The 21,588-nt window shown below is 73.7% G+C and carries 17 protein-coding genes; 10 read left to right on the top strand and 7 right to left on the bottom strand.

Going from position 1 to position 21,588, the window contains the following annotated elements; all coding sequences use genetic code 11:
* Positions 1-22: 22 nt before the first annotated feature.
* Entirely contained in the window at positions 23-628 is a 606-nt protein-coding gene (locus N5I75_RS39110) for a response regulator transcription factor (protein ID WP_476685199.1), read from the top strand.
* 77 nt (positions 629-705) lie between these two features.
* On the opposite strand, the gene N5I75_RS39105 is transcribed toward N5I75_RS39110, so the two are convergent.
* Genes N5I75_RS39105 through N5I75_RS39090 form a run of 4 tightly spaced genes read right to left on the bottom strand, consistent with a single transcriptional unit; the run spans position 706 to position 5,895 of the window.
* Positions 706-1,821, bottom strand: a complete 1,116-nt coding sequence (locus tag N5I75_RS39105; RefSeq protein WP_476685198.1) for a 3-dehydroquinate synthase II family protein — start codon at positions 1,819-1,821, stop codon at positions 706-708.
* Positions 1,793-2,707, bottom strand: a complete 915-nt coding sequence (locus N5I75_RS39100) for a 2-amino-3,7-dideoxy-D-threo-hept-6-ulosonate synthase (RefSeq protein ID WP_476685197.1) — start codon at positions 2,705-2,707, stop codon at positions 1,793-1,795. The genes N5I75_RS39105 and N5I75_RS39100 overlap by 29 nt, the downstream gene beginning before the upstream one ends.
* Positions 2,604-4,370, bottom strand: coding sequence for a class I adenylate-forming enzyme family protein (locus tag N5I75_RS39095; protein WP_476685196.1), 1,767 nt, complete (start codon positions 4,368-4,370; stop codon positions 2,604-2,606). The genes N5I75_RS39100 and N5I75_RS39095 overlap by 104 nt, the downstream gene beginning before the upstream one ends.
* A 34-nt stretch (positions 4,371-4,404) precedes the next feature.
* Entirely contained in the window at positions 4,405-5,895 is a 1,491-nt protein-coding gene (locus N5I75_RS39090) for a multicopper oxidase family protein (protein WP_476685195.1), read from the bottom strand.
* A 192-nt stretch (positions 5,896-6,087) separates the two neighbouring features.
* Here N5I75_RS39090 and N5I75_RS39085 point away from each other — a divergent pair, with 192 nt between their 5' ends.
* From N5I75_RS39085 to N5I75_RS39075, 3 genes are all read left to right on the top strand, one after another.
* Positions 6,088-7,638 (top strand): SagB/ThcOx family dehydrogenase, encoded by a 1,551-nt coding sequence (locus N5I75_RS39085; protein WP_476685194.1) that lies wholly within the window; start codon positions 6,088-6,090, stop codon positions 7,636-7,638.
* A 164-nt stretch (positions 7,639-7,802) separates the two neighbouring features.
* Positions 7,803-7,973 carry a thiazolylpeptide-type bacteriocin gene (locus tag N5I75_RS39080; RefSeq protein ID WP_361075795.1) on the top strand — a complete coding sequence of 57 codons (171 nt, stop codon included), beginning with the start codon at positions 7,803-7,805 and terminating at the stop codon, positions 7,971-7,973.
* A gap of 37 nt (positions 7,974-8,010) precedes the next feature.
* Complete coding sequence (locus tag N5I75_RS39075; RefSeq protein WP_361075795.1) at positions 8,011-8,181, top strand: thiazolylpeptide-type bacteriocin; 171 nt, start codon at positions 8,011-8,013, stop codon at positions 8,179-8,181.
* A gap of 139 nt (positions 8,182-8,320) precedes the next feature.
* Here the strand turns inward: N5I75_RS39075 and N5I75_RS39070 are convergent, their stop codons facing one another.
* Complete coding sequence (locus N5I75_RS39070; protein ID WP_476685193.1) at positions 8,321-8,911, bottom strand: hypothetical protein; 591 nt, start codon at positions 8,909-8,911, stop codon at positions 8,321-8,323.
* Between the two features lie 161 nt (positions 8,912-9,072).
* On the opposite strand from N5I75_RS39070, the gene N5I75_RS39065 reads away from it, so the two are divergent.
* Genes N5I75_RS39065 through N5I75_RS39040 form a run of 6 tightly spaced genes read left to right on the top strand, consistent with a single transcriptional unit; the run spans position 9,073 to position 19,061 of the window.
* The gene (locus N5I75_RS39065) at positions 9,073-10,272 is read left to right on the top strand and encodes a hypothetical protein (RefSeq protein WP_476685192.1); all 1,200 of its coding nucleotides are present in this window, start codon (positions 9,073-9,075) and stop codon (positions 10,270-10,272) included.
* Positions 10,269-12,869, top strand: a complete 2,601-nt coding sequence (locus tag N5I75_RS39060; protein WP_476685191.1) for a lantibiotic dehydratase family protein — start codon at positions 10,269-10,271, stop codon at positions 12,867-12,869. Before N5I75_RS39065 ends, N5I75_RS39060 begins: the two co-directional genes overlap by 4 nt.
* Positions 12,866-14,671 carry a hypothetical protein gene (locus N5I75_RS39055; protein ID WP_476685190.1) on the top strand — a complete coding sequence of 602 codons (1,806 nt, stop codon included), beginning with the start codon at positions 12,866-12,868 and terminating at the stop codon, positions 14,669-14,671. Before N5I75_RS39060 ends, N5I75_RS39055 begins: the two co-directional genes overlap by 4 nt.
* Positions 14,658-16,583, top strand: coding sequence for a TOMM precursor leader peptide-binding protein (locus tag N5I75_RS39050; protein ID WP_476685189.1), 1,926 nt, complete (start codon positions 14,658-14,660; stop codon positions 16,581-16,583). Before N5I75_RS39055 ends, N5I75_RS39050 begins: the two co-directional genes overlap by 14 nt.
* Positions 16,580-18,091 (top strand): nitroreductase family protein, encoded by a 1,512-nt coding sequence (locus N5I75_RS39045; protein WP_476685188.1) that lies wholly within the window; start codon positions 16,580-16,582, stop codon positions 18,089-18,091. The genes N5I75_RS39050 and N5I75_RS39045 overlap by 4 nt, the downstream gene beginning before the upstream one ends.
* A 34-nt stretch (positions 18,092-18,125) precedes the next feature.
* Complete coding sequence (locus tag N5I75_RS39040; protein ID WP_476685187.1) at positions 18,126-19,061, top strand: thiopeptide-type bacteriocin biosynthesis protein; 936 nt, start codon at positions 18,126-18,128, stop codon at positions 19,059-19,061.
* 619 nt (positions 19,062-19,680) lie between these two features.
* Here the strand turns inward: N5I75_RS39040 and N5I75_RS39035 are convergent.
* Complete coding sequence (locus N5I75_RS39035) at positions 19,681-20,517, bottom strand: ABC transporter permease (RefSeq protein WP_476685186.1); 837 nt, start codon at positions 20,515-20,517, stop codon at positions 19,681-19,683.
* Complete coding sequence (locus tag N5I75_RS39030; protein ID WP_476685184.1) at positions 20,514-21,485, bottom strand: ABC transporter ATP-binding protein; 972 nt, start codon at positions 21,483-21,485, stop codon at positions 20,514-20,516. The genes N5I75_RS39035 and N5I75_RS39030 overlap by 4 nt, the downstream gene beginning before the upstream one ends.
* Positions 21,486-21,588: the final 103 nt, after the last annotated feature.

Raw genomic sequence — 21,588 nt, 5'->3', positions numbered from 1 at the left:
ACACGTCATGGGGGAATGCGCAATGTCCGTACGCCTGGTCGTCGCCGGCGACCACCAACTCGTCCTCGAAGCCTTCGCGGAGACGCTCAACAGCATCGACGGGCTGACCGTGGTCGGCCTCGCCACCTCCTACGACGCGGTCCTGCCCGCCGTCGAACGGCACCGGCCCACCGTGCTGCTGCTCAGTGAACCCACCCTGGGCGGCAAGGCGCTCCAGGTCGCCATGGAGGTGCGCAGCCTCCACCCGAGGTGCGGGGTCGCCCTGATGGTCGGGGCGGCGACCCCGTCCGTGGTGGACCGGGCGGTCGCCGCGGGCGCGCTGGGCGTCGTACCGAAGAACGCGCGCCTTCCGCAGCTCGTCACGACGCTCATGGGGGTCGCGGGCGGGTGCCTGACCGTCGATCCGTCGCTGCTGCGGCCCGCCGACGCCGGGGAGTCGTCCCTGAGCACGCGGGAGACGGACGTCCTGCGCCTCACCGCGAGCGGGGCGACGGTCAAGGAGATCGCGGGCGAGCTGTTCCTCGCGGCGGGCACCGTACGCAACCTCACCTCGGCCGCGATCAAGAAGCTCGGGGGACGCAACCGGTTCGACGCGGCCCGCATCGCGGGGGAGCACGGCCTCCTGTGACACCGACCCGGGCCGCACATGCGCCGGCCCCGGCACGACGCGTGCCGGGGCTGGGCGGAACACTGCGAACGCTGTACTCACTTCTCCAGGCAGAACTCCTGGATCGGGTAGCCGACATGGCGGTCCGCGGTCGGCAGGTGGCCGAGGATGCGGTCACCCGGCTTCAGCTCCGTGGAGTTGAGCACCGCGGAGCCCGGACCGAGGACCCGCACGTGCCAGTCGTCCTGGAGGATCAGGTTGACGGTCTGCCCGCTCGGTGCCACCGCGTCGATGGAGATCAGCGGCCTGGTCTCGATCTTGACCCGTCCGACGGAGACGGGCCGGGTGCGGCCCTCGACGTCGACGGCGAGGACCTTGCTGCCCGCGTGGAGTTCACTCAGGTAGTTCGTCCGCCCCTCCTCGGAGACGGTGTACGAGTGCAGGGCCCCGGCGTTGACCCGGAACGGGCGGGTCGGCATGTACGGCAGCGGGTGGGTCTCGCTGACGCACAGGACCATGCCCTTGGAGTGCGAGCCGACGAGGATGCCCTCGTCCTTGCGGAAGTGTGTCGTGGTGTCGACGCAGGCCCGCTCGCCCATGCCGATGTGGGTGGTGGCGGTGACGGTCAGCTCGACCAGGTCGACCTTGCCGGCGCGGGCGGTCGCGGCCTTGCGCAGCGAGGTGGCGTCGCCGACCTCGGTGCCCCGCATCAGGACACCGTCCGAGCCCAGTTCGAGGACGCCGTAGACGATCTCGGCCTCGTCGGTGTCGGCCGCCGTGGTGATGATCGAGCCCGGGGCGCCCGAGGCCGCCGCGATCACGATTTCGAGGGGAATCTTCGTCGGGTCGCGGAAGTCGAGGACGGCCCACGGCTCCAGGCGGGCGGCCAGGCAGGCGTCCTCCAGGGTGTCGGCGTCGACGATCTCGACGTACCGCCCGAACTGGACGTCCGGGTGCGCCTTCTCCAGCGCGGCCCGCTCGTCCTTGCCGCCCTTGACGACGACCAGGTCGGCGGCGCCGAGATCGGCGGGGACGGCGTCGGGACCGGCCTCGTACAGCAGGACCTTGCGGACCGTGGGCGGCAGGTCGGCGAAGGCGGCCGGGTCGGCGGCGACGATGCCGTCGATGCGCTGGTGCATGGCCTCCTCGAGGACGGCGGTGGTGGCGTCGCCGGCGCCGCGGATGTCAAGCCAGCACAGTTTGGCGTCCGTCATGATGCGGGTCTCCTGTCAGGTGGGGCAGCTCGGGCAGGTGGTCGGGGGTCAGTCGCACGGTCGGGTCGGCGTCGGCGGCCGGGAAGCCGACGGTGCCGAAGTGCTGTTCGGGGAAGTGGTGGATCAGCCGGGCCACCTGGGCGGCGAGCCGCCTCGGGTCCGCGGCCTGGAAGATGTTGCGGCCCATCGCCACCCCGCCCGCGCCGCCCGCGAGGGCGCCCTGGACATAGGCGAGGACGTCCCGCTCGGTGGCCATCGCGGGGCCGCCCGCGACGAGTACCGGCACCGGGCAGGCCGCGGTGAGGTCGAGCATCTCCGCGGTGGAGCCGAGGAAGACCGTCTTGACCAGGTCCGCGCCGAGGTCGGCGGCGACGGTGACGGCGTGCGCCACCATGCCCGGGTCGCGCGGGTCGGTGACGCGCGGGCCGCGGGCGTAGACCATGGCGAGCAGCGGCAGGTTCCACCGGTCGCAGGCGTCGGCGATCCGTCCGAGGTCGCCGATCTGCTGCCGCTCGTCGTCCGAGCCCACGTTGACGTGGACGCTGACCGCGTCCGCGCCGAGCCGCAGGGCCTCCTCGACCTGCGTGACCATGTACTTGGCGTCGGGGTCCGCGGCCTGGCTGGTGGAGGCGTTGAGGTGGATGATCAGCGACATCGCGGCGAACCGCTCCGGGCTGATGTGGCGGATGCTGCCCTTGTGCACGACGACCGCGTCCGCGCCGCCCGCGGCGAGCTGCCCGGCGAGTTCGTCGAGGGTCGTGCCCTTGGGCACCACGGGCCCGTCACTGATCGAGTGGTCGAGAGGGGTGATCATCAGGCCGGCCGTGCTGTGGCGGTAGAGCCGCCGCAGCCGCAGGGACCGGGCGAAGTGGCCGTATCCGGTCATGGAGCGCCCTTTCTGTTGCGCGGGGAGGTGCGCCGGCCGGCGCACCGCGTCCCGGGGAACCGTCGCGTCCTGAGGAGCTGTCGCGCCTCGAGGAGCCGTCATGCGCCGCCGCCGGCCGGGCCCGTACGGGGACGGCCATGGAGCGCAGCCGCGCGCGGTCCGGTTTGCCGGACGGGGTGAGCGGCAGCCGCGGCCAGACGGACACGGCGACCGGGGCGTGCTCGGGCGTGAGCGTCGCCGCGACGTAGTCCCGCAGGTCGCAGGAGGTGTGCGCGGCGCCCGAGTACAGCTCGACGGCGGCGTGCACCTGCTCGACGAACTGCTCGTCCCGCACCCCGAACACGGTCGCCTGCCGCACCTGCGGGTGCTTCATCAGCGCCGCCTCGATGGCCGCCGGGTCGAGCTTCAGGCCGCCGTGCTTGATCACGTCGCCGACCCGGCCGTCCAGGCGCAGATAGCCGTAGCGGTCCCAGTGCCCGAGGTCGCCGGTGCGCAGCCAGCCGTCCTGGTACGTGGACCCGGTCAGCTCCGGGTCGCCCAGGTAACCCGCCGAGACGGTGGGGGAGTCGACCCAGATCTCACCGCTCTGCCCCCGTCCGAGCGGGGTTCCGGTGCCGGGCGCCCTGATCTCGACGCGCACCCAGGGGAAGGGGCGCCCCGCCGAGCCGAGCAGTTCCGGCTCCCGGTGGTCCAGCGGGTTGAGGCTGCTGATGCCGCCCGCCTCCGTGGTCCCGTACACCTGGATCAGCACGTCGCCGAAGACCTCGACCGCCTGCCGGACCCGGTCGGGGGCGGCCGGGGTGCCGCTGTAGGTGATGCGGCGCAGCGACGACAGGTCGTAGGACGTGATGAGCGGGTGGTCGAGGAGCCGGTACAGGTGCGGGACGGCCAAGTACACGTCGGTGACGCCGAGTTCGGCGATGGCCTCGAGCGTGGCGTCGGCGTCGAACTCGTCGTGCAGGACCACGCTCCCGCCGCCGCACAGCACCGCGTCGGCCATCGGCGCCGTCGTGTGGCTGACGGGGGTGACGGAGAGCAGCGTCGCGGGTCCCGCGGCGTCGAGTCCGTCGGCGAGCCGGGCGACGAGGTGTTCCCGCGTCCGGTAGCGCTGCCCGACCATCTTGGGCCGGCCGGTGCTGCCGCTGGTGAAGTCGACGACCGCGAGGTCGTCGGGGCGCGGCGGCCGGGTGTCGGGCACCGCTTCGTCGTCCCCGGTCGTACGCGGGATCGCCAGGACGGTGAGCCCCGGGCGGCGCAGGGTGAGCCATCTGCCGCGGGCCGCGCTGTCCTCGTCGGTGTCGTCCACGAGCAGCAGCGGCACGTCCAGGTCGGCAAGGACCTCCGCCTGCGTGGACAGGGTGAAGGTCTCCGTGTCCGTGCGCGGGTTCATCGAGCGGATGTAGACCGAGGTCGCGCCGAGCAGATGGGCGGCGTAGCGGGAGCTGAGCATCGACGGATGGTTGGGGCCGGTCAGGATGGCGACGGTGGTGCCGGGCCCGACGCCGTGGGCGCGCAGCAGGGCGGCGGCGCCCAGGACGGACGCGCGCAGCTCGGCCGCGGTCACCGCCGTGCCGGGGCGGCGCAGGACGATCCGCTCGGGGTCGCGTCCGAGAGCGGCGAGCACGCGGCGGGTGTAAGGGCGGTCGATCTGGGGGGAGTTCATGGTCCTCCTTTCCGAATGCAGGGACCGTCGGCGGTCAGGCGATTTTGAGCTGCGCCATCATTCCCATGGCGCTGTGGTCGATCATGTGGCAGTGGTAGGGATAGACACCGCGATGCGAATCGAAGGTGAGCTGGAGTTTCGCGGTCTGCCCCGGGAACAGGAGCACGGTGTCCTTCAACCCGGCCTCGGCCGGATAAGGCGGCTGTCCGTCCCGCTCGATGATGCGGAACTGCACCAGATGCATATGGAAGTTGTGCGGAATGGTGGCGCTCTTGTTGGTGACCGTCCACACCTCGGTGGTGCCCCATTCGATGTGGGTGTCGATGCGGTCGGGGTCGAAGGTCTTTCCGTTGATGTACGCCTGGTGGCCGGTGCCCGGCTCGTCCATGGTGAGGTCGAAGGAGCGCTCCACGGTGGGTGTGGGCAGCGCGGGCAGCGTGGCGAGTTCGGCCGGGACGCGGCTCGTGTCGGGGGTGCGTTCCCCGACGTCGAACCGCATGACCTGGCCGACGAGGTCGGTCGGGCCAGGACCCAGCATGTTGGCGAGGACGAGCTGGGTGCCCGGCGCGTACTGCGCGAAGTCGACGACGAGGTCGATGCGCTCACCGGGGGAGAGGACCAGGACGGGCGTCTCGGCCGGGGCCGCCAGGAGGCCGCCGTCCGAGCCGATCTGCTGCACCGGGTGCTGCGTGGTGCTGCCGTCGGACAGCGCGAGGACGAAGATCCGCAGGTTGCACGAGTTGACGAGCCGGAAGCGGTACTTGCGGCCCTCGACCTTGAGGTACGGCCACGGCCTGCCGTTGACCAGCAGCGTCGTGCGGTTCTCGGCGTCGTCCATCGTGTAGACCATGGCGGCGTGTCCGTCGAACTGGGCGTCCCGCAGGACCAGCGGGATGTCGTACGTGCCCGAGGGCAGTCCGAGCCGGTCCTCCGCCGCGTCACTGAGCAGGTAGAGACCGGAAAGGCCCCGGTAGACGTGCTCGGACTCCATGTGGTGGGCGTGGTCGTGCGTCCACAGGGTGGCGGCCGGCTGCTTGTTCTCGTACACGTAGGTGCGCCGGCGGCCGGGCGCGATGGTGTCCATCATGCCGCCGTCGTGCTCCACCGGGTTGTTGCCGCCGTGCAGGTGCACCGAGGTCGGCATGTCCAGTGCGTTGACCTGCTCGACGACCGTCGTCCTGCCGCGCCGGGCGCGGATGGTCGGGCCCGGGAACGAGCCGTTGTACGTGAGGACGTCGGTGCGGGTGCCCGGCAGGATCTCCTTGCTCGCGCGCCGCATCGTGACCCGGTAGTGGTCGGCGCGGGCGGTCCTGCGGTACGGGGCGAGGACCGGCGGCACCGTCAGCGGCACGGAGAACGGGGCGACGGCCGGTGCCGCCGCCTCCGCCGGAACGGCGCCGGACGCCGCTGCCGCCGCGGCCGGCTGCCCCGAGGTGAGGGTCTGGAAGACGCCGCCCGCGGCGCCGACCGCCCCGACGGCACCGGTGGTGAGACCGAGGCGTATCGCGTGACGACGAGTGAACACGACTGTCTTCCTTGTCCGTTGGGAATTCGTGTTCCGATCCTGTGCCGCCGTCGCCGGATCTCCGAGCGAAAACGGCCCGTCCCTGGCATGTGTCACGTGCTTTCATGACCCGGGTCACGCGCGGGAATGGTGACTGTCATTTCGTGCGTACGGGAACGGAGCCGCCGGTGTAGCGGGCGTCAGAGTGGCCTCATGAATTCCGTACCCGTACCCGTGAAGGATTTCCCACCTGGCCGGCCGGTCCGGGCGCTGCGCACCGACGTACAGGTCGTCCACGACGAGGCCACGGACACCACCGTCCTGCGCGCGCCCGTCACCTCCCTCGTCCTGCGCCCGGTACGCGGCGCCCTGCGCACGGTCCTGGACCGGCTCGCCGCGGGACCGCTGCCGCACGAGGAGCTGTGCGAGGGGCTCGACGAGGCCGGCCGCAGGCGCGTCGACGCCCTCTTCGAGCGGGCCGACCACATGCTGGCCCACAGCGTCCTCACGCAACAACCGCGCCCTGCAAGGCGGGAGTTGATGCGCCTCGAACCGACGGCGCGGGACGCCCGCCGCCGGGTCGCGCCCGTCGCGGCCGACGCGCGGGTGCGCCTGTCCCGCTTCGCCCTGTGCCGTACGCGCGAGGACGTCCTGGTCCTGGAGTCACCGCTGGCGAAGTTCCGCGCCGTCCTCGCCGACCCCGCCGCCCGGCAGCTCGTGGCCGCGCTCGGACAGCCCGGTGCCGCCGCCCGGGCCGGTGACGGTACGGGCCTGCGCGGACCGGAGACGCTGGACGTGCTCGCCCATCTGGCCGGCGCGGACCTCGTCGAGGTCGCGGACGAGGACGGGGCGTTCGCCTCCGACACCGAGCCGGTGCTGCGCCAGTGGGACTTCCACGACCTGCTCTTCCACTCCCGCATCCGCTCGGGCCGCTTCGACGAGGCGTTCGGCGCCCTGTACCCCTACCGCGGCGAGATCGACCCGCAGCCCGCCGTGAAGCCGCCGCCCGCCGGCCCCGCGACCGACCTGTACCGGCCGCTCCGCGCCGACCTGGACGCCCGCGACCCGTCGCTGACCGCCGCCCTGGAGACCCGCAGATCCCACCGTACGTTCGGCGAACGCCCGCTCAGTGCGCGGGAGCTGGGTGAGTTCCTGTACCGCGTGCAGCGCATCCGCGTCCACCGCGCACCATCCGGCGCGGCCGACCGCGACGAGGTCGTCTCCCGCCCCTACCCGAGCGGCGGCTCGCTCTACGAGCTGGAGCTGTACGTCACCGTCCTGCGCTGCGAAGGCCTGGCGCCCGGCGTCTACCACTACGACTCGTACGCGCACCGCCTCGTCCTCCTCAACGAGTCGGCGGAGGACCGGCGCGACCTGCTCGGCGTGGCCTCGCGCTCGGTCGGCTCCGACGTCCGCCCCGACGTGCTGTTCACGGTGACCTCGCGGTTCCAGCGCATGGCGTGGAAGTACCGCGCGATGGCCTACGCGACGACGCTGCGCCACACCGGCGTGCTCTACCAGACCATGTACCTGGTGGCCACGGCGATGGGGCTGGCCCCCTGCGGCCTCGGCAACGGGGACGCCGACCTGTCCGCCCGCGTCCTCGACCTGGACTACCTCCAGGAGTCGTCGGTCGGGGACTTCCTCCTCGGTACCCCCGGGCCCGACGCCGGCATACCCGCGCGGCCCGGCAGCGAATGGCACATGGTGAACAGCCCGGAATGGGCGCTGCCCGCGGCAGGTAATACGTCACCCCGCGCATGATAAATGTCAGCCGGAAGCCGACGGGTCTGGTGCGGCGGTGACGGTTCGAGCAAGATGAATTCCAGAGCCGGACGGGAAAGGAAAAACCCGCAGGAACTCCCGGCGCGGGTTATTCGAATTCCGATCGGCAGGCCAAGAGGAATTCCAAGCCAAGGAGAAAAGACATGACCGCCAAGGACATCAAGAACGCTGACGAGCAGGCCTTCGACGGCTTCGACGCGGACGAGCTGGAGACCCTCGAGGTCGCCGATGGCGTCGCGCTGCCGGAGATGGGCGCCTCCAGCGGCTCGATCGGCACCTCGTCCTCGTCCTCCAGCACCTGCTCGGCCTGCTGACCCACCCCCTCCACGGATCCCCGAAAGGACCACTGACATGACCGCCAAGGACATCAAGAACGCTGACGAGCAGGCCTTCGACGGCTTCGACGCGGACGAGCTGGAGACCCTCGAGGTCGCCGACGGCGTCGCGCTGCCGGAGATGGGCGCCTCCAGCGGCTCGATCGGCACCTCGTCCTCGTCCTCCAGCACCTGCTCCGCCTGCTGAAGTGGCGTGACCCGCGGTACCGCGTGAGAAACGCGATCAAGGATGCGCCTGCCCGGCCTCTCGGCCGGTCGGGCACATCCTTGCGTTTCGTGTCAGCGGGACAGGGGGAGGGCGGGACAGGGGGGCAGGGGCGGAGCCGTCAGCCGCGCACGGCCACGTGGTACGCGGAGGCCCACAGGACGACGGCGGAGACCAGACCCACCACGACGCGCACGCTCTCGTCCGAGACGCCGGCCGCGTACAGGACGAGCCCGATGACCGCCGCGACGGTGAGCAGCGCGGCCGTCCACTTGTACTGCCACTGGTCGTACAGCCGCGACAGCGGGAAGAAGTGCAGGCCCACGACGAGCGCGATGCCCACGGGGATGAGCCCCGGGCGGCCGGTGGCGTTGGACGCGGCGATGACCGCGAAGATGGCCACCACCTCGACGGAGTTGACGATGCCCACCCCGCGCGCCCACTTCTCGGGCAGGTTCACGGTCCGGGGCGAGGGCGCGGCGCCCGGCCGGTATCCCAGGTAGAGGGCGCCCGCGGTCACCAGGACGGCGGCGACCTCGATCGTCAGCGGCACTGCATCGGTGCCGGACCCGGTGCCGGAGGCCCCGGCGAAGGCCCACAACAGGCCGAAAACGGACAGGACCAGGGCGCCTCTGCGGCGCAATGTACGCGTCAGCGCGAGGCATTCGGCGTCCGCCGGGGATGTGGGGGACGGCGTCGTCGTGGGTGTCATTGGTGGAGGATACAACGGCCCTTCACGGACGTCACGGAAAGCATGACGAATGTAAGGCGCGGCCCCCTTTTCCTTCCGCCGCCAATTCGAGACATCAAAAATGTGTGCTGAGTTTTCGACGTTTCCGACGTTTTCGATTTCATTGCGGAAGGTGCCAGGACATGGGGGTAGACGCTCCGGAGCGCACAGCCGTGAAGCCGGGTTCCACCGACCTGACGGGTGTACGGCTCCACACACGGATGCCGGTGACACCGGCCTGGCTGGCCCGGTACGTCGTCCCGGCCGCCCGGGAGCTGAGCGGGCGCGGGGTGCCCGGTGTGCAGGTGCGCCGGGGCTGGCTGCACGGGCCGCACGTCGACCTCCTCGCCCCGGTGGGCGGCGGCGGGGCGCCCGCAGGGGGAGTCGACTGGGCGGCGGTCTCGGCCGGCCTCGACGCGGGCCCCCTGGACCCGAGCCGGGCCCTGACCGAGGAGAAGTACCTGGACCAGGCGAGGGAGTTGGGCCGCCTCGAAGGGGTGCAGCCGCCCTACCTGCCGCTGCGCGAGCACGGCACCGTGGAGCACGTCGCCACCGACGACCCCGCCCTGCGCTCCCGCGATCCCCGCCTGGACACGCTGCGCACGGTCGTCCTCGGCGCCCTCACCACCCCGGTCCTGACGACGATCGAGGGCATGGCGGACCGGCCCCGCAGCGCCACCGTCCGCCTCGCGGAGGCGTTCGCCGCGCTCATCGACACCCACGCGCTCGGCCCGTCCTACGGAGTCTTCTCACCGCGCTCCCACGTGGAGGCGTTCCTCGCCTGGGCGGCGCCCACCAAGGACATGAGGCCCGCCTTCCGCGAGCGTCTCGCCAAGGACGCGCCCGCGATCCGCCAGGTCATCGAGGAGCGGCTGAGCGGCGAGGTGTCGCCCGGCGCCGCGCAGTGGCGCACCGCGTTCGCCTACGCCGCCGGGGTCCTGGACAGCGCCGTCGCCGCCGGAACTCTCACCGGGGACCTGCTCGACTCCGTCGGCGACGCCGTCGACCGCAGCGAGATGGGCCCGCCCGGAGCGACGACGGTCGTCCCGCGCGGCGCGCAGCCGGACACCGACTTCCACCGCACCGTGCACGGCTCGGGCGCGATCGACACCCCGTCGCCGTTCTTCGCCGCGTACCGGCTTCTGACGAACCTCTTCTACCAGCAACTGCCCCTGCTGACCGTCCCGCCGATGCAGCGCTACTACATGTGCTTCGCCCTCGCCGAGACCGTCGACGAGGTGCTCGGCACGAGCTGGCGGGACCGCCTGGACCGGACGGCCACGCCGACGAGCACGGAGACGACCGCGTCGGGCACGACCGAACTGACGGGAGCAGCACGATGACCGGCCCCGAACCCCAATGGTTCCTGCGCGTCAACCCGTTGCGCCGCAGCCGCCTCGCCGACCCCGCGCAGCGTCGCCTGCTGAGCGCACTCGCGTGCGCCGAGACCGAGTTGGCGGACGCCGCCGAACCGTGCTCCCAGGTCCTCTACGAGCGCATCGGCGCCGCCGGGTCGGACGCCGAGCGCCGCGAGCTGATCGCGCTGCGCCGCGCCATCCACAACGGCCGCGCCCCCCGCAAGGAGTCCGGCAGCCCCGCGACGCGCCTCCCGGCCGTGGCCCGCTGGCTCGCCGCCCACCAGGAGCGCGAACGCCTTCGCGCCGAGGTCGTCGAGGGCTACGCGGCCGCCTCGGACCGCGAACGCGAGACCCTGGCCCGCCTGCTGGGCGACGACGACCTGCTGCGCTCGCTCGCCCTGGTCGCCCCCGAGGTGCACCAGGAGGCCGAGCGCTACCGGGCCGCCGTCCAGGGCCCCGGCAAGGTCTCCGCCCGCACCCGCAAGTCCGAACGCGGCCTCATCCAGTACGTCACCCGGGCCATGGTGCGCACCAGCCCGCTGTCCCGGTTCACCGCCGTGGGCATCGCCGAGCCGGCCCCGGCCACCGACGAGGAGGCCGTACGCCCCGGAGAGGTCGCCTTCACCGGTGCCGGGGCGGTGCCCGGCCTGGACCGCGTCATGCTCGGTTACGCACTCGGCGACGACGGCCAGGAGACCGACCCGGCCGAGCTGTGGGTGGGTGTCCCGCCGACCTCCGCGCCCGACCCCGCCGCGGGCAAGCTGTTTTTCCTCAACGTCACCGAGCAGGGCATCCGGCGCCTCGCCCTGCCGCTCGACGGCCCCGTCGGCGACCTGCTCGACGCCCTCTCGATGGGCCCGCGCCGCTTCCCGGCCGTCGTCGCCCACGTCGCCGGACGCGCCGGCTGCTCCGCCGAGGAGGCCGACCGCCGGGTACGGCAGGCGCTGCGCCAGGGCGTGCTGTGCACCTTCGCCCGCGCCGAGGAGCACACCGCCCGCGCCGACTACGACGAGCTGCTCACCCTCCCGGCGGGAACGCGGGCGGCCGAGCTCGCGGACAAGGTGCGCACCGCCCTGCCCCGCCTGGCCGACACCCCCGCGCGGGAGCGCGGCGCGGCCCTCGCGAGTCTGCGCGCGGACCTCGGCCGGTTCAGCCAGGCGGCAGGCCGCCCCGCGCACATCACGGTCGAGGAGGACTACGTCATGCCACCGCTGAAGGTGGCCTCCGCCGACTGGCACCCGCAACTCGCCGACGTGGGACCGGCGGTGGAGCTCCTCTCCGTCTTCGACTGGCTGCACGACGTGCGGGTCCTGATGACCGCCGCGTTCGTCGAGCGCTTCGGCGCCGGGGCGAACGTGCCACTGGCCGAACACGCCCCGCACATCGTCGCCGAGGTGTCCCGCCGGGCCGCCGCGATGGCCGCCGTCTACGGACCGCAGGGCACCGGCGAGGCCACCGCGCTGACCGGCCTCGGCCCGGCCGACGGCAGCCTGGAGCGCATGTACCTGCTGCGCCGCGAACTGTCCGACGCGGTGCACGCCCAGCTCACCAAGACCGCCCAGGAGGGCGCCGACACCCTCGCTCTCACCGCGGCGGACGTGGCCGAGCTGACCGGCGCCCTGCCCGACCGCTTCCGCCAGGACCCGCTCATCTACGGGGTCCTCCTCCAGCAGGCCGGCGACCGGCTCGTCCTCAACGACGGCCTCCCGGGCCACGGCATGCTCTACGCCCGCTTCCTGGAGGCCGACCGCCGCCAGGGCGGCCAGGCCCTGCCCCGCCTCGCCGAGCGCCTCGACCGCTTCTACGGGCACGACGGCACGCGCGTCACCGAAGATCTGGGCCTGCACCGGCTCAACGTCAACGCGCACACCCCGATCCTGCCCGGCGGCCTCACCGCCGAGGACTGGTTCACCCTGCGCCTCGCGCACGACGCGGCGACGGACACGCTCACCGTCGAGGACGCGGACGGCCGCCCCCTGCGCGTCCTGCCCCTCGGCACCGGCCACCCGGGGCTCTTCCCGCCGCCCCTGTCGGTCGCCTCCGGGCTCGTCATCAGCGGACGCCTCTTCAACAGCCTCCCCAACTCCTGGCACGCGGCGACCCCGTGGGACGGCGAGGCCACCCGCACCGCCCCCCGGATGACCGTCGGCGACGTCGTCATCGGGCGCCGCCGCTGGTACGGCGGGGCCGAGCTGGACGCGGCGGTCGCCGCGGGCCCCGACGAGCACGAACGGCTCCTCGCCCTCACCGCGTGGCGGGCCCGGCACGGCGTCCCGGAGGAGGTCGTCGTCAAGTCGGCCCCCGACGACGAGGGCCCCCTGTCGGTCGGCGCCCCCGACGTCCAGTCCAAGCGCCTCCAGCAGAAACCGCAGTACGTGGACCTGTCCAGCGCCCTCGCCGCGCGGGTGCTGCCCCGGATGCTGGAGCGCCGCGGGGGCGGCGCCGACTACCTGGAAGAGGCGCTGCCCGGCGTCACCGACGGCACGCACGCCACGGAGTGGGTCCTCGAGGTCGGCCGCGCGGCCGGCGGCGCCTACACGTACGCCCCGCAGAACCCGGCACCGGAAGGAGACGGCTCATGACAGTGACCGAGACGGAGGCGGAGCGGGGCACACCCGCCGTCGAGGCACCGGCCCCGGCCCTCAGGACCCGCCCCGGGCTGCACTGCGCGCCGGTCGCGGGCGGCGTCTACTTCAACGGCACACGTGGCCAGTTCGTCCTCCGCGGCTCCGACATCCTCTACGCCGTCGCGGACGTCTGCCTGCCGCTCCTGGAGGCGGGCACGACCGAGGACGCGCTGGTCGCGGAGTTCGGCACCGAACGCGCGCGGCCCGCCGTCCGCCACCTCGTCACCAAGCTCCGCGAGAACGGCCTGCTGCTCGACGCGGCGACGCTCAGCGCGCCGGAGCCCGCGGCCGCGCTGCGCGCCCGGCACGCCGAGAGCCTGGCCCGGCTCGCCGCCCACCTCGACGACCCGTACGCCGCGTTCGCCCGGCTGCGCCGCACCCCGGTGGAGCTGCGCGGCCCGGCGACGGCGGTGGACCCGGCCCGCCGGGGCCTGCACCGCGCCGGGGTCGCGCGCACGACGGTGACCCCGCGGGAGGACGAGGCGGACTTCGCGCCGCTCCCCGCCCACCTGGTCCCCGTCTGCGACCCGGCGATGTACGCGGACCCCGCCCTGCTCCCCGTCGGCGACCCGACGGTGGAGGGCAGGGCCCCGGCCCCCGTAGCGGTGATCGATTTCCTCGACGGAGACGGCGACGGCGACGGCGACAGGACCTGGGCGGAGCAACCGGGCACGGTCCACGTGCCCGTCCTGCTCGGCCCCGGCATCGGCCTGGTAGGCCCCGTCGGCGCGCACCCCGCCGCCTGGCGCGTCCTGCGCGACCGCGCCCTGGCCTGGGCCGCGGCCGAGGGCATCGGCCCCGCGGCGGGCCCGGTGGCGCACTCCCTGGCGGGGGCCCTCGCCGCGCAGCTCCTGGCCGACACCCTCACGGGTGTCGCGGAGCCCGGCGAGGCCCATGTCGTCCACGGCCCCGGCCTGACGGCCGACCGCATCACCGTCGCGGGCGCCCCCGCGGCCGAAGCGGTCACCGTCACCCTCGACGACGCTCCCGCCGAACCGCTGCCCGCCCCCGAGGACGTGCTCGAACCGGCCCGGTCCGTGACCGCCCGCTGGACCGGCCTCTTCGCCCTCCCGCAAGGCGAACGGCTGCCCCAGATGCCGCTCGCCCTGCGCGCCGCCGAGCACCGGGCCGACCGCACCGGCACCGTCGTCGCATGGGCGGGCCACCAGGAGGCGGCGACCATGGCCACCGCCCTGGCGGCGCTCAGGGACCGCGTCTCCGACAGGCCCGGCACCCCGGCGGCAGGACTCACCCGCGAACACTGGCTGCTCGACGGCGCGCTCCGTCAACTCGCCACCAGGGCAGGTGAGTCGAAGGCGGACATCGTCCTTGAACCCGAGACGGAACGCGTCCTCGACGCCCTGCGCACCCACCTCGCCCCGGCCGCCGAACCGGAGGTCGCTCTCTCCCGGGCCGACGGGGTCGACTGGCTCCTCGCCGAGGTCACGGCCGCGGGGAGGCGCCTCGGCGCCGGCTGGGGTACCACCCCGGCCGAGGCGGCGCACCACGCACTCGGCACAGCCCTGGCCGCCGCCCAGACGGACGACGGCGGGACCGCCGCCCCCCGGCTGTCCACCGACGCCCTGTCGACCACCGACACCCCCACCCGCGCCGCACTGCGCGCCCAGCTCACCGCCCAGGGCGCCACGTACCAGGGGCACGCCCACCGCACGGACCCCGTCCTCGGTGACGTCCCGTTCTGGTACGGCCCGGTGACCGCCCTTCCCGCCCAGGAGCCCACCGATGCCGACGACTGAGCTGCCCACCGCCGGCCAGGTGCTGCCCGGCCCCGCGCTGTCCGCGACCAGCCGCGACGACTGGCTGGAGCCCTTGGCCGCGCTTGCGCGCGCGACCGGCGCCACCGTCTCCGTGAACCTCGGCTGGGACCTCGACTTCGAGCGCGGCCCCGTCGAGGCCGCCCCCGGCACACCCCACCTCTCGGTCCGCGTCCACGACGACGAGGTCATGATCGGCCCCCTGTGGGTGCCCGGCACCGACTCCGGCTGCGCCGCCTGTGCCGAGGTCCGCGAACGCACCGTCCTCGACCACCCGCTGGTCGGCGACCTGACCCGGGCGACCCGCGCCACCGCCGGGCCCGCCCCCCTCCTGCCCGAGCTGCTGCGCGCCGCCCTGACCCACCTGGCGGACCGGCCGCTCGCGCCGGGCGAGGCGTACGCGGTGACCCTGCGCGGCGCCCGCCGCCACCGCATCGCGCGGAGCTTCTGGTGCCCGGTGTGCGGCCCGTCGCCCGAGGACCTCGTCAGTACGGGGACACCCCCGCCGCCACGGGTCCTTGAGCCCCGCCCGGCGGTCCCCGGCGACGCCACGCGCACCGCCGCCAGCCGCCTCGTCACCCCGGGCCACCTGCGCGAACGCCTCGTCGACGAACGGTTCGGCCCGGTCCGCGCCATCCTGCGCGAGTCGCACGCCCCGTTCGCGATGAGCATGGCCGTCGTCGCGGACGCCCCCGCGATGGGCCACGGCAGGGCCCGTACGTTCGAGGAGACCGAACCGGTCGCCGTCCTGGAGGCGTACGAGCGCCTGGGCGGCTACCCGTACGACATCCCGCTGCTGACCGGCCGCTCCTACCGCGACGTCGCCGGGCACGCCGTCGACCCCGACACCCTCGGCCGCTACACCGCCGAGCAGCTCGCCCACCCCACCAGCCGCGCCACGCCGTTCACCGCCGACACCCCGATGGACTGGGCGTGGGGCCACGACCTGGCCGACGGCAGCCCGCTGCTCGTCCCGGCCGACCACGCCTTCTACCAGTACGAGTACGCGTTCCGCAGGGACCGCCGCGCGGCCCGGATCGCGGGTGCCGAGAACCGCAGGCACTACTTCTTCGACTGCTCCAGCGGCTGCGCGGTCGGCGCCAACTACGAAGAGGCGGCCCTGCACTCGCTCTTCGAGGTCGCCGAGCGGGACGCGTTCCTGACCGCCTGGTACCGGGCCGAGCCGCTGCCGCACATCCCCGTCTCCACCCTCACCGACCCCACCAGCCGGGCGATGACCGACCTGATCCGCTCGCGCGGCTTCGACGTCCATCTGCTCGTCGCCACCCAGGACATCGCGCTGCCGGTGGTGTGGGTCATCGCCGTCAACGAGAAGAACCCGTTCCCGGCGACGTTCTCCTCCGCCGGATCGGGCGCCGACCCGCGGTCCGCGATCCGCGGCGCCCTGCGCGAGGTCGCCCAGCTCGTCACCAACCCCGTCGACTGGACCCGCGAGCAGGTCGAGCCCATGGTGGAGAACCCCTGGCTGGTCGAGGAGCTGGAGGACCACGTGCGGTTCTCCTCGCTGCCCGAGACCCGCGACCGCGCCCTCGCCGGGCTCGGCGGCCGGGCCGTCACCCTGGACGAGGCGTTCCCCGACTGGCCCGGCCGGCTCGAACGCGCCGCCGGCGGCGACGTGCGCACCACTCTCTCCTACGTCGCCTCGCTCTTCGCCGACGCCGGGCTCGACCAGATCGTCGTCGTCGACCAGACCAGCCGCGAGCACGCCGACGCCGGGATCGCGGTCACCCGCGCCGTCGTCCCCGGCATCGTCCCGATGTGCTTCGGCCACGCCCAGCAGCGCCTCGACGGCCTTCCCCGGCTCCGGGCCGCGCTGCGCGGCACCGCGCAGGAACACCGGGCCATCCCCTACGACCCCCACCCGTTCCCGTGAGCGCGCCCGCACCCGAGTGGACCCGCAGGGCCCCGGTCGACCTGCCGGGGCCCGAGGGCGACAACAGCATCGCGCGCGAACCCCTCTGGTACGCGTACGGCAGGGGTGACGACCGTCCCGCGCCGCCGAGCTGGACCTACGACGCGACCCCGCCCCCGGACACCCACGTCCCCCCGGCTCCACCACGCCCGCCGGGCCCGTCGACGCCCCTGCCGCTCGGCACCACGCGGCACCTCACCGCCCTGCCCTACCCCGCACTCCCGGCACCGGGCCATGGGCACGACGCCCTGCTGCACGCCCTGACCACGACGTTCGCCCCGCTGCGCCGCGAACCGGAGAACCCCTACAACGAACACCGCCCCTACGCCTCCCCCCGCTGCCTGTTCCCGGTCCACGCCTTCGTGGGCGGGGACGGCGACGGCTGGCGACTCCTGGAGCCGGACCGGCACGCGCTGACGGGCCCGCCCTCCGACGCCCCCGCACGGATCGCCCTCACCGGCCGGTTCACCGCGATCCCGCCCGCCTACCAGTGGTTCCGCGGCTCGCTCGTCGCCCTCGAACTCGGCATGGTGCTGCGCGCGCTGAGCCTCGGCCTCGAACTGTCCGGGGTCCCGGCGACACTCACCCTCCCCGACGGGGACGCGTACGGGCTGCTCGCGGAGGCGGGCCTCGACCGCACCTGGGAGTGGTCGCTGCCCTGGGTCGTCGAGACGGCGACCGGCACGCCCCGACGGCGCTCCCCGGCAGCCGGGGCCGAGACCCCGGCACCGGACGACGACGCCTCCCTCGCGGACGTCGTACGCGTCAACAGGCGGCATACGTACGGAAGTCCGCGGGCGCCGTTGACCACGGCGGTGCCCGCCGGACTGCCCCCGTCCCCGCTCACCCCCGACTGGGCCGAACTCCTCTGGCGGCGCCACTCCGGGCGGATGCCGCGCGGCCTGCACGGCATGGACTCCCTCGCCCGGCACGCCCCGCTGCCCGCGTCCGCCCTGCGCCAGGCGATGGCCTGGCTCGCCGTGCCGCCCCCGCACCCCGCTCTCGCCGCCGCGTTCGACGCGCTCACGGTGACCGCGGTGACCCAGCACATCGACGGGTACGCGACGGGCGTCCACCGCCTGCGCGACGGGACGGCCCATCCGGTGCGAGCCGATCCCACCGCTCCCGCGGGGCTCGAAGCGCACTACGGCTACGGCTTGTCGCCGGTCAACGGGTGCGGCGTCGCCAGGGCCCCGCTCACCGTCTTCTTCTCCGTACGCCCCCGCGAACTGTTCGCCCGCCTCGGCCCCGCCGGCTGGGGCGCGGCCCAGCACGCCTGCGGCTGGGCCGTCCACGGACTGTGCCTCGCCGCCGCCGCGACCGGCCTGTTCGCCCGCCCCGTACGGGCTTTCAAGGAGATCCCCACCAAGGAGGTCGTCGCGCTGGACGAGGACGAGACGATCGTCCTCTCCGCCGTCGTGGGCGTCCCCCGGGAGACCGGAGGCCCCGTGCTCGACCTGCGCCTCTGAGCCACGCCCCCACCTCTCGGACAAGGGAACACACATGCCCGACACCACGGAAGCAACGACCCCCCAGCGCTGGAGCGCCTGGCACCTGCACCTGGGCACGACCGCGCGCAGCGCGCACGACCGCGTCCTGACGGACGTCATCGGCCCCACCGTCGCCGCGCTGCCGCCCGGCACCGAGTGGTTCTTCCTGCGCTACTGGCAGTCAGGACCCCACCTGCGCTTCCGCGTCGCCGACCTGACCCCGGACGCGTACGCGCACGTGGAAGGAGCCCTGCGGCAACGGCTCGACCGCGCCGGGCAGCTCCACGAGGGCGAGGAACCCCTGGCCCCCGACGCGTACCAGGAGGGTGCGTCCCGGCTCGCGGCAGCGGGGGAGACGGGGATCAACGCCACCGTGCGGACGCTGCTCCCGCCCGGCGTGCACCGGGCGGCCTACGACCCCGAGTTCGAGCGGTACGGAGGCCACGCCCTCATGCCGGCCGCCGAGTCGCTGTTCCACCTCTCCAGCGAGCTCGTCCTGCGCCTGACCCCCTCGGTGACCGGCGACTCCAGGAGGGCCCGGCTCGGCCTGCGCGGCACGCTCTCCGCCGCCGTCGCGCTCGGGGACCCCGTCGAGCGCGCCCACTACTTCGCGCGCGGCCGGGACGCCTGGCGGGCCTGGGCCGCCGACGCGGGGCACCCGGCCGGCCTCCTGGACCGGATCACCCGCGTCGACCAGGACCCGGCCACGGCCCGCGTCTCGCCGGACGCCCACGGCCCGTTCGCCGACTGGCACACGGCCCTGGCAGCGCACGCGGCCGACGTCCGCCGCGCCTCGCCGGTCCACCCCGGCATGATCCTCTTCTCCCACGCCCACATGCTCCACAACCGCCTGGGCCTGAGCCTCCTGGAGGAGCTGCGCACGTATGCGTGGCTGTCCCACGTCTTCCCGGTGACGACACCGGCACCGCGCCCGGCACCCGTCGGCTGACAACGCCCCCTGTCGCGACGGCTGCCCGCCGAGAAGGCCCGGCCGGAGGCCCCCCTCCGGCCGGGCCTTCCCCTCAGGCCTTGCCGCGCAGGCGGGCGATCTGCTGCCGCGAGAGCTCGACGGTGCGCCGCATGTGCCGTAGCGGCAGGGCGCGACGGGCTCCACCAGGACCCGGCGGCGGTCGCCCGTGTCGCGGCGCCGGACCACGTAACCGATGTCCATACCCGCCCGCGACGTCGGCCACATCGTGTTCACCTCGGCCGCGCACGCCGACCGCGACACCGGCGTCCCGCACTTCGACCGCAAGTACCGCATCGAGCAGCACCTGCGCGGCCTCGGCGTGCCGTGGACGGTCCTCGGCCCGGCCGCGTTCATGGACAAGTGCACGGGCGAGTGGACGCTGGCGGGCCTGCGCATCGACATCGCCTCGGACAGCCTGACGTGCCCCCAGATCGCTGAGGTCCTGAGCGGTGTGTGCGGGCGGCCCCTCGTCTTCGAAGGCGCTGCGCCGCGACGTCCCGGAGGCCGGCTGACCGGGCCGCCGTGCTCGCCGCCGCACGACGCCGAGGGGCCTCCGAAGAGGCCCCTCGATGGAGTGGCTCGCCGGTGGCGGGCGGGATCACTCGGGGCGCGGGTCCCACCGGAAGCTCCGCACCGCGATGAGAGCACCGAGCACACCCCACGCCGCGAGCACCCCGAGCTCCTTCCACTGGAACTCCGAGCCCTGCGTGAACGCCGCCATGATCGCGTCGTTGAACGGCTTGACCGGCAGCAGCCCCGCGATGTTGTTCAGCAGCTCCGCGTGGACGGGGAAGTAGCTGCCCGAGATGAACACCAGCGGGAACTGGATGAACTGCACGACCGCGGGCGCCGCCTCCGAGTTCTTGATGAGCGAGGCCACCCCGACACCCAGCGCGCAGAAGCTGGCCGCGCCGAGCACCAGCGTGAGCGCGAGCGCGCCCCAGCCCTGCGGCAGACCGACCCCGTAGAGGTTGCCGATGCCGAGCACGAGCGCCACGTCCACGACGCTGACGACCACGCAGTGCACAAGGAGGCCCGCGAAGTACACCCAGGCCGGCAGGGGAGTGGCGTGCAGCCGCTTGAGGATGCCGGTCTGCCGGCGCATGGCGAGCACGATCGCGAGCTGCCCGTAACAGGCGCCGAGGACGGAGACCGCCGCGATGGTCGGCGTGTAGTACTCCATGCCGTTGAGACCGAAGAAGAACTCCTCGCTCTCGCCGCCGCCGAACACGGCGCCGAAGATCGAGATGATCAGGATCGGCAGGACGAAGGTGAACACCATCGACTGCGGGTTGCGCCAGAACGACAGCTGCTCGTAGCGAATCTGGTGCGCGAGCAGCGCCAACGAGCCGCGCTCGTCGGGCCGGCCGGCCCGCGCGCGCTCGCGCCGGTCGCCGTCGGCGGCGGTGGTCGTGGGGGGAAGGGTGCTGGTCATCGTCGGCTCCGTCCGGGTCGGCGGCCCCGCGGCTTGCGCCCGGTGGCGGGGATCGAGGCGTCCTGCTCCGCGTACGCGCTGGTCAGACCGAGGTAGACGTCCTCAAGGGTCGGCTGCTCCACGGTCAGCCGCTCCAGGGTCGTACCGCGTTCGAGGGCCCAGGAGGTGAGCCGGTGCAGGGCGGACGTCGCCTCCTTCGCCTCTACGGTGACGAGACCGTCCTCGGCGTCGGCGACCGTCAGCGGCACCTCGCCGATGGCGGCCCCGGCAGGCAGCGCGAAGCGGATCCTGGTGAGCGCGCTGTCGCGGCCCCCGAGCGTGTCCGGCGTGCCCGCGGCGACGATGCGCCCGGCGGCGATGACGGCGACGTTGTCGGCGAGCGCCTGCGCCTCGTCCATGTAGTGCGTGGTCAGCAGGATCGTCGTCCCGGCGTCGCGCAGATTGCGTACGGCCTCCCAGGCGCCGCGCCGGGCCCCGGGGTCGAATCCGGTGGTCGGCTCGTCCAGGAAGAGGAGCTGCGGGTCGCCGATCACGCCGAGGGCGAGGTCGAGGCGCCGCTTCTGCCCGCCGGACAGGTCCTTCACCTTCGCGCCGCGCTTCTCGTCGAGCCCCACGAGGTCGATGACCTCGTCGACATCGCGCGGCGCCGCGTAGTACCCGGCGTTACGGGCGATGGTCTCCCGCACCGACAGATACGGCTCGACCGCGATGTCCTGGAGCACGAGCCCGATCTGCCCGCGCAGCCACCGCCCGTCGGCCTTTTCCCCGGGGTCCTTGCCGAGGACGCGGACATCGCCGCCGTCCCGCTCCCTGAACCCCTCCAGGATCTCCATCGTGGTCGTCTTGCCGGCCCCGTTCGGCCCGAGCAGCGCGAAGATCTCGCCCTCCTCGACGGTGAAGTCCACACCGCGCACCGCCTCGTGGTCCCCGTACTTCTTGAGCAGGCCCTCCACGGCCACCGCGGTCACCGCGGCCACCCCGCGCCTGGCTGCCGTGTCACTGTCACTGTCACTGGTCTCCTCCGAGCGGCGGATGGCGAACTGCTTACCTGTACGAGGAAGTTATGGCCGG

The organism is Streptomyces sp. R818, from assembly GCF_056172735.1.
This window is presented reverse-complemented; position numbering and strand designations above follow the sequence as displayed.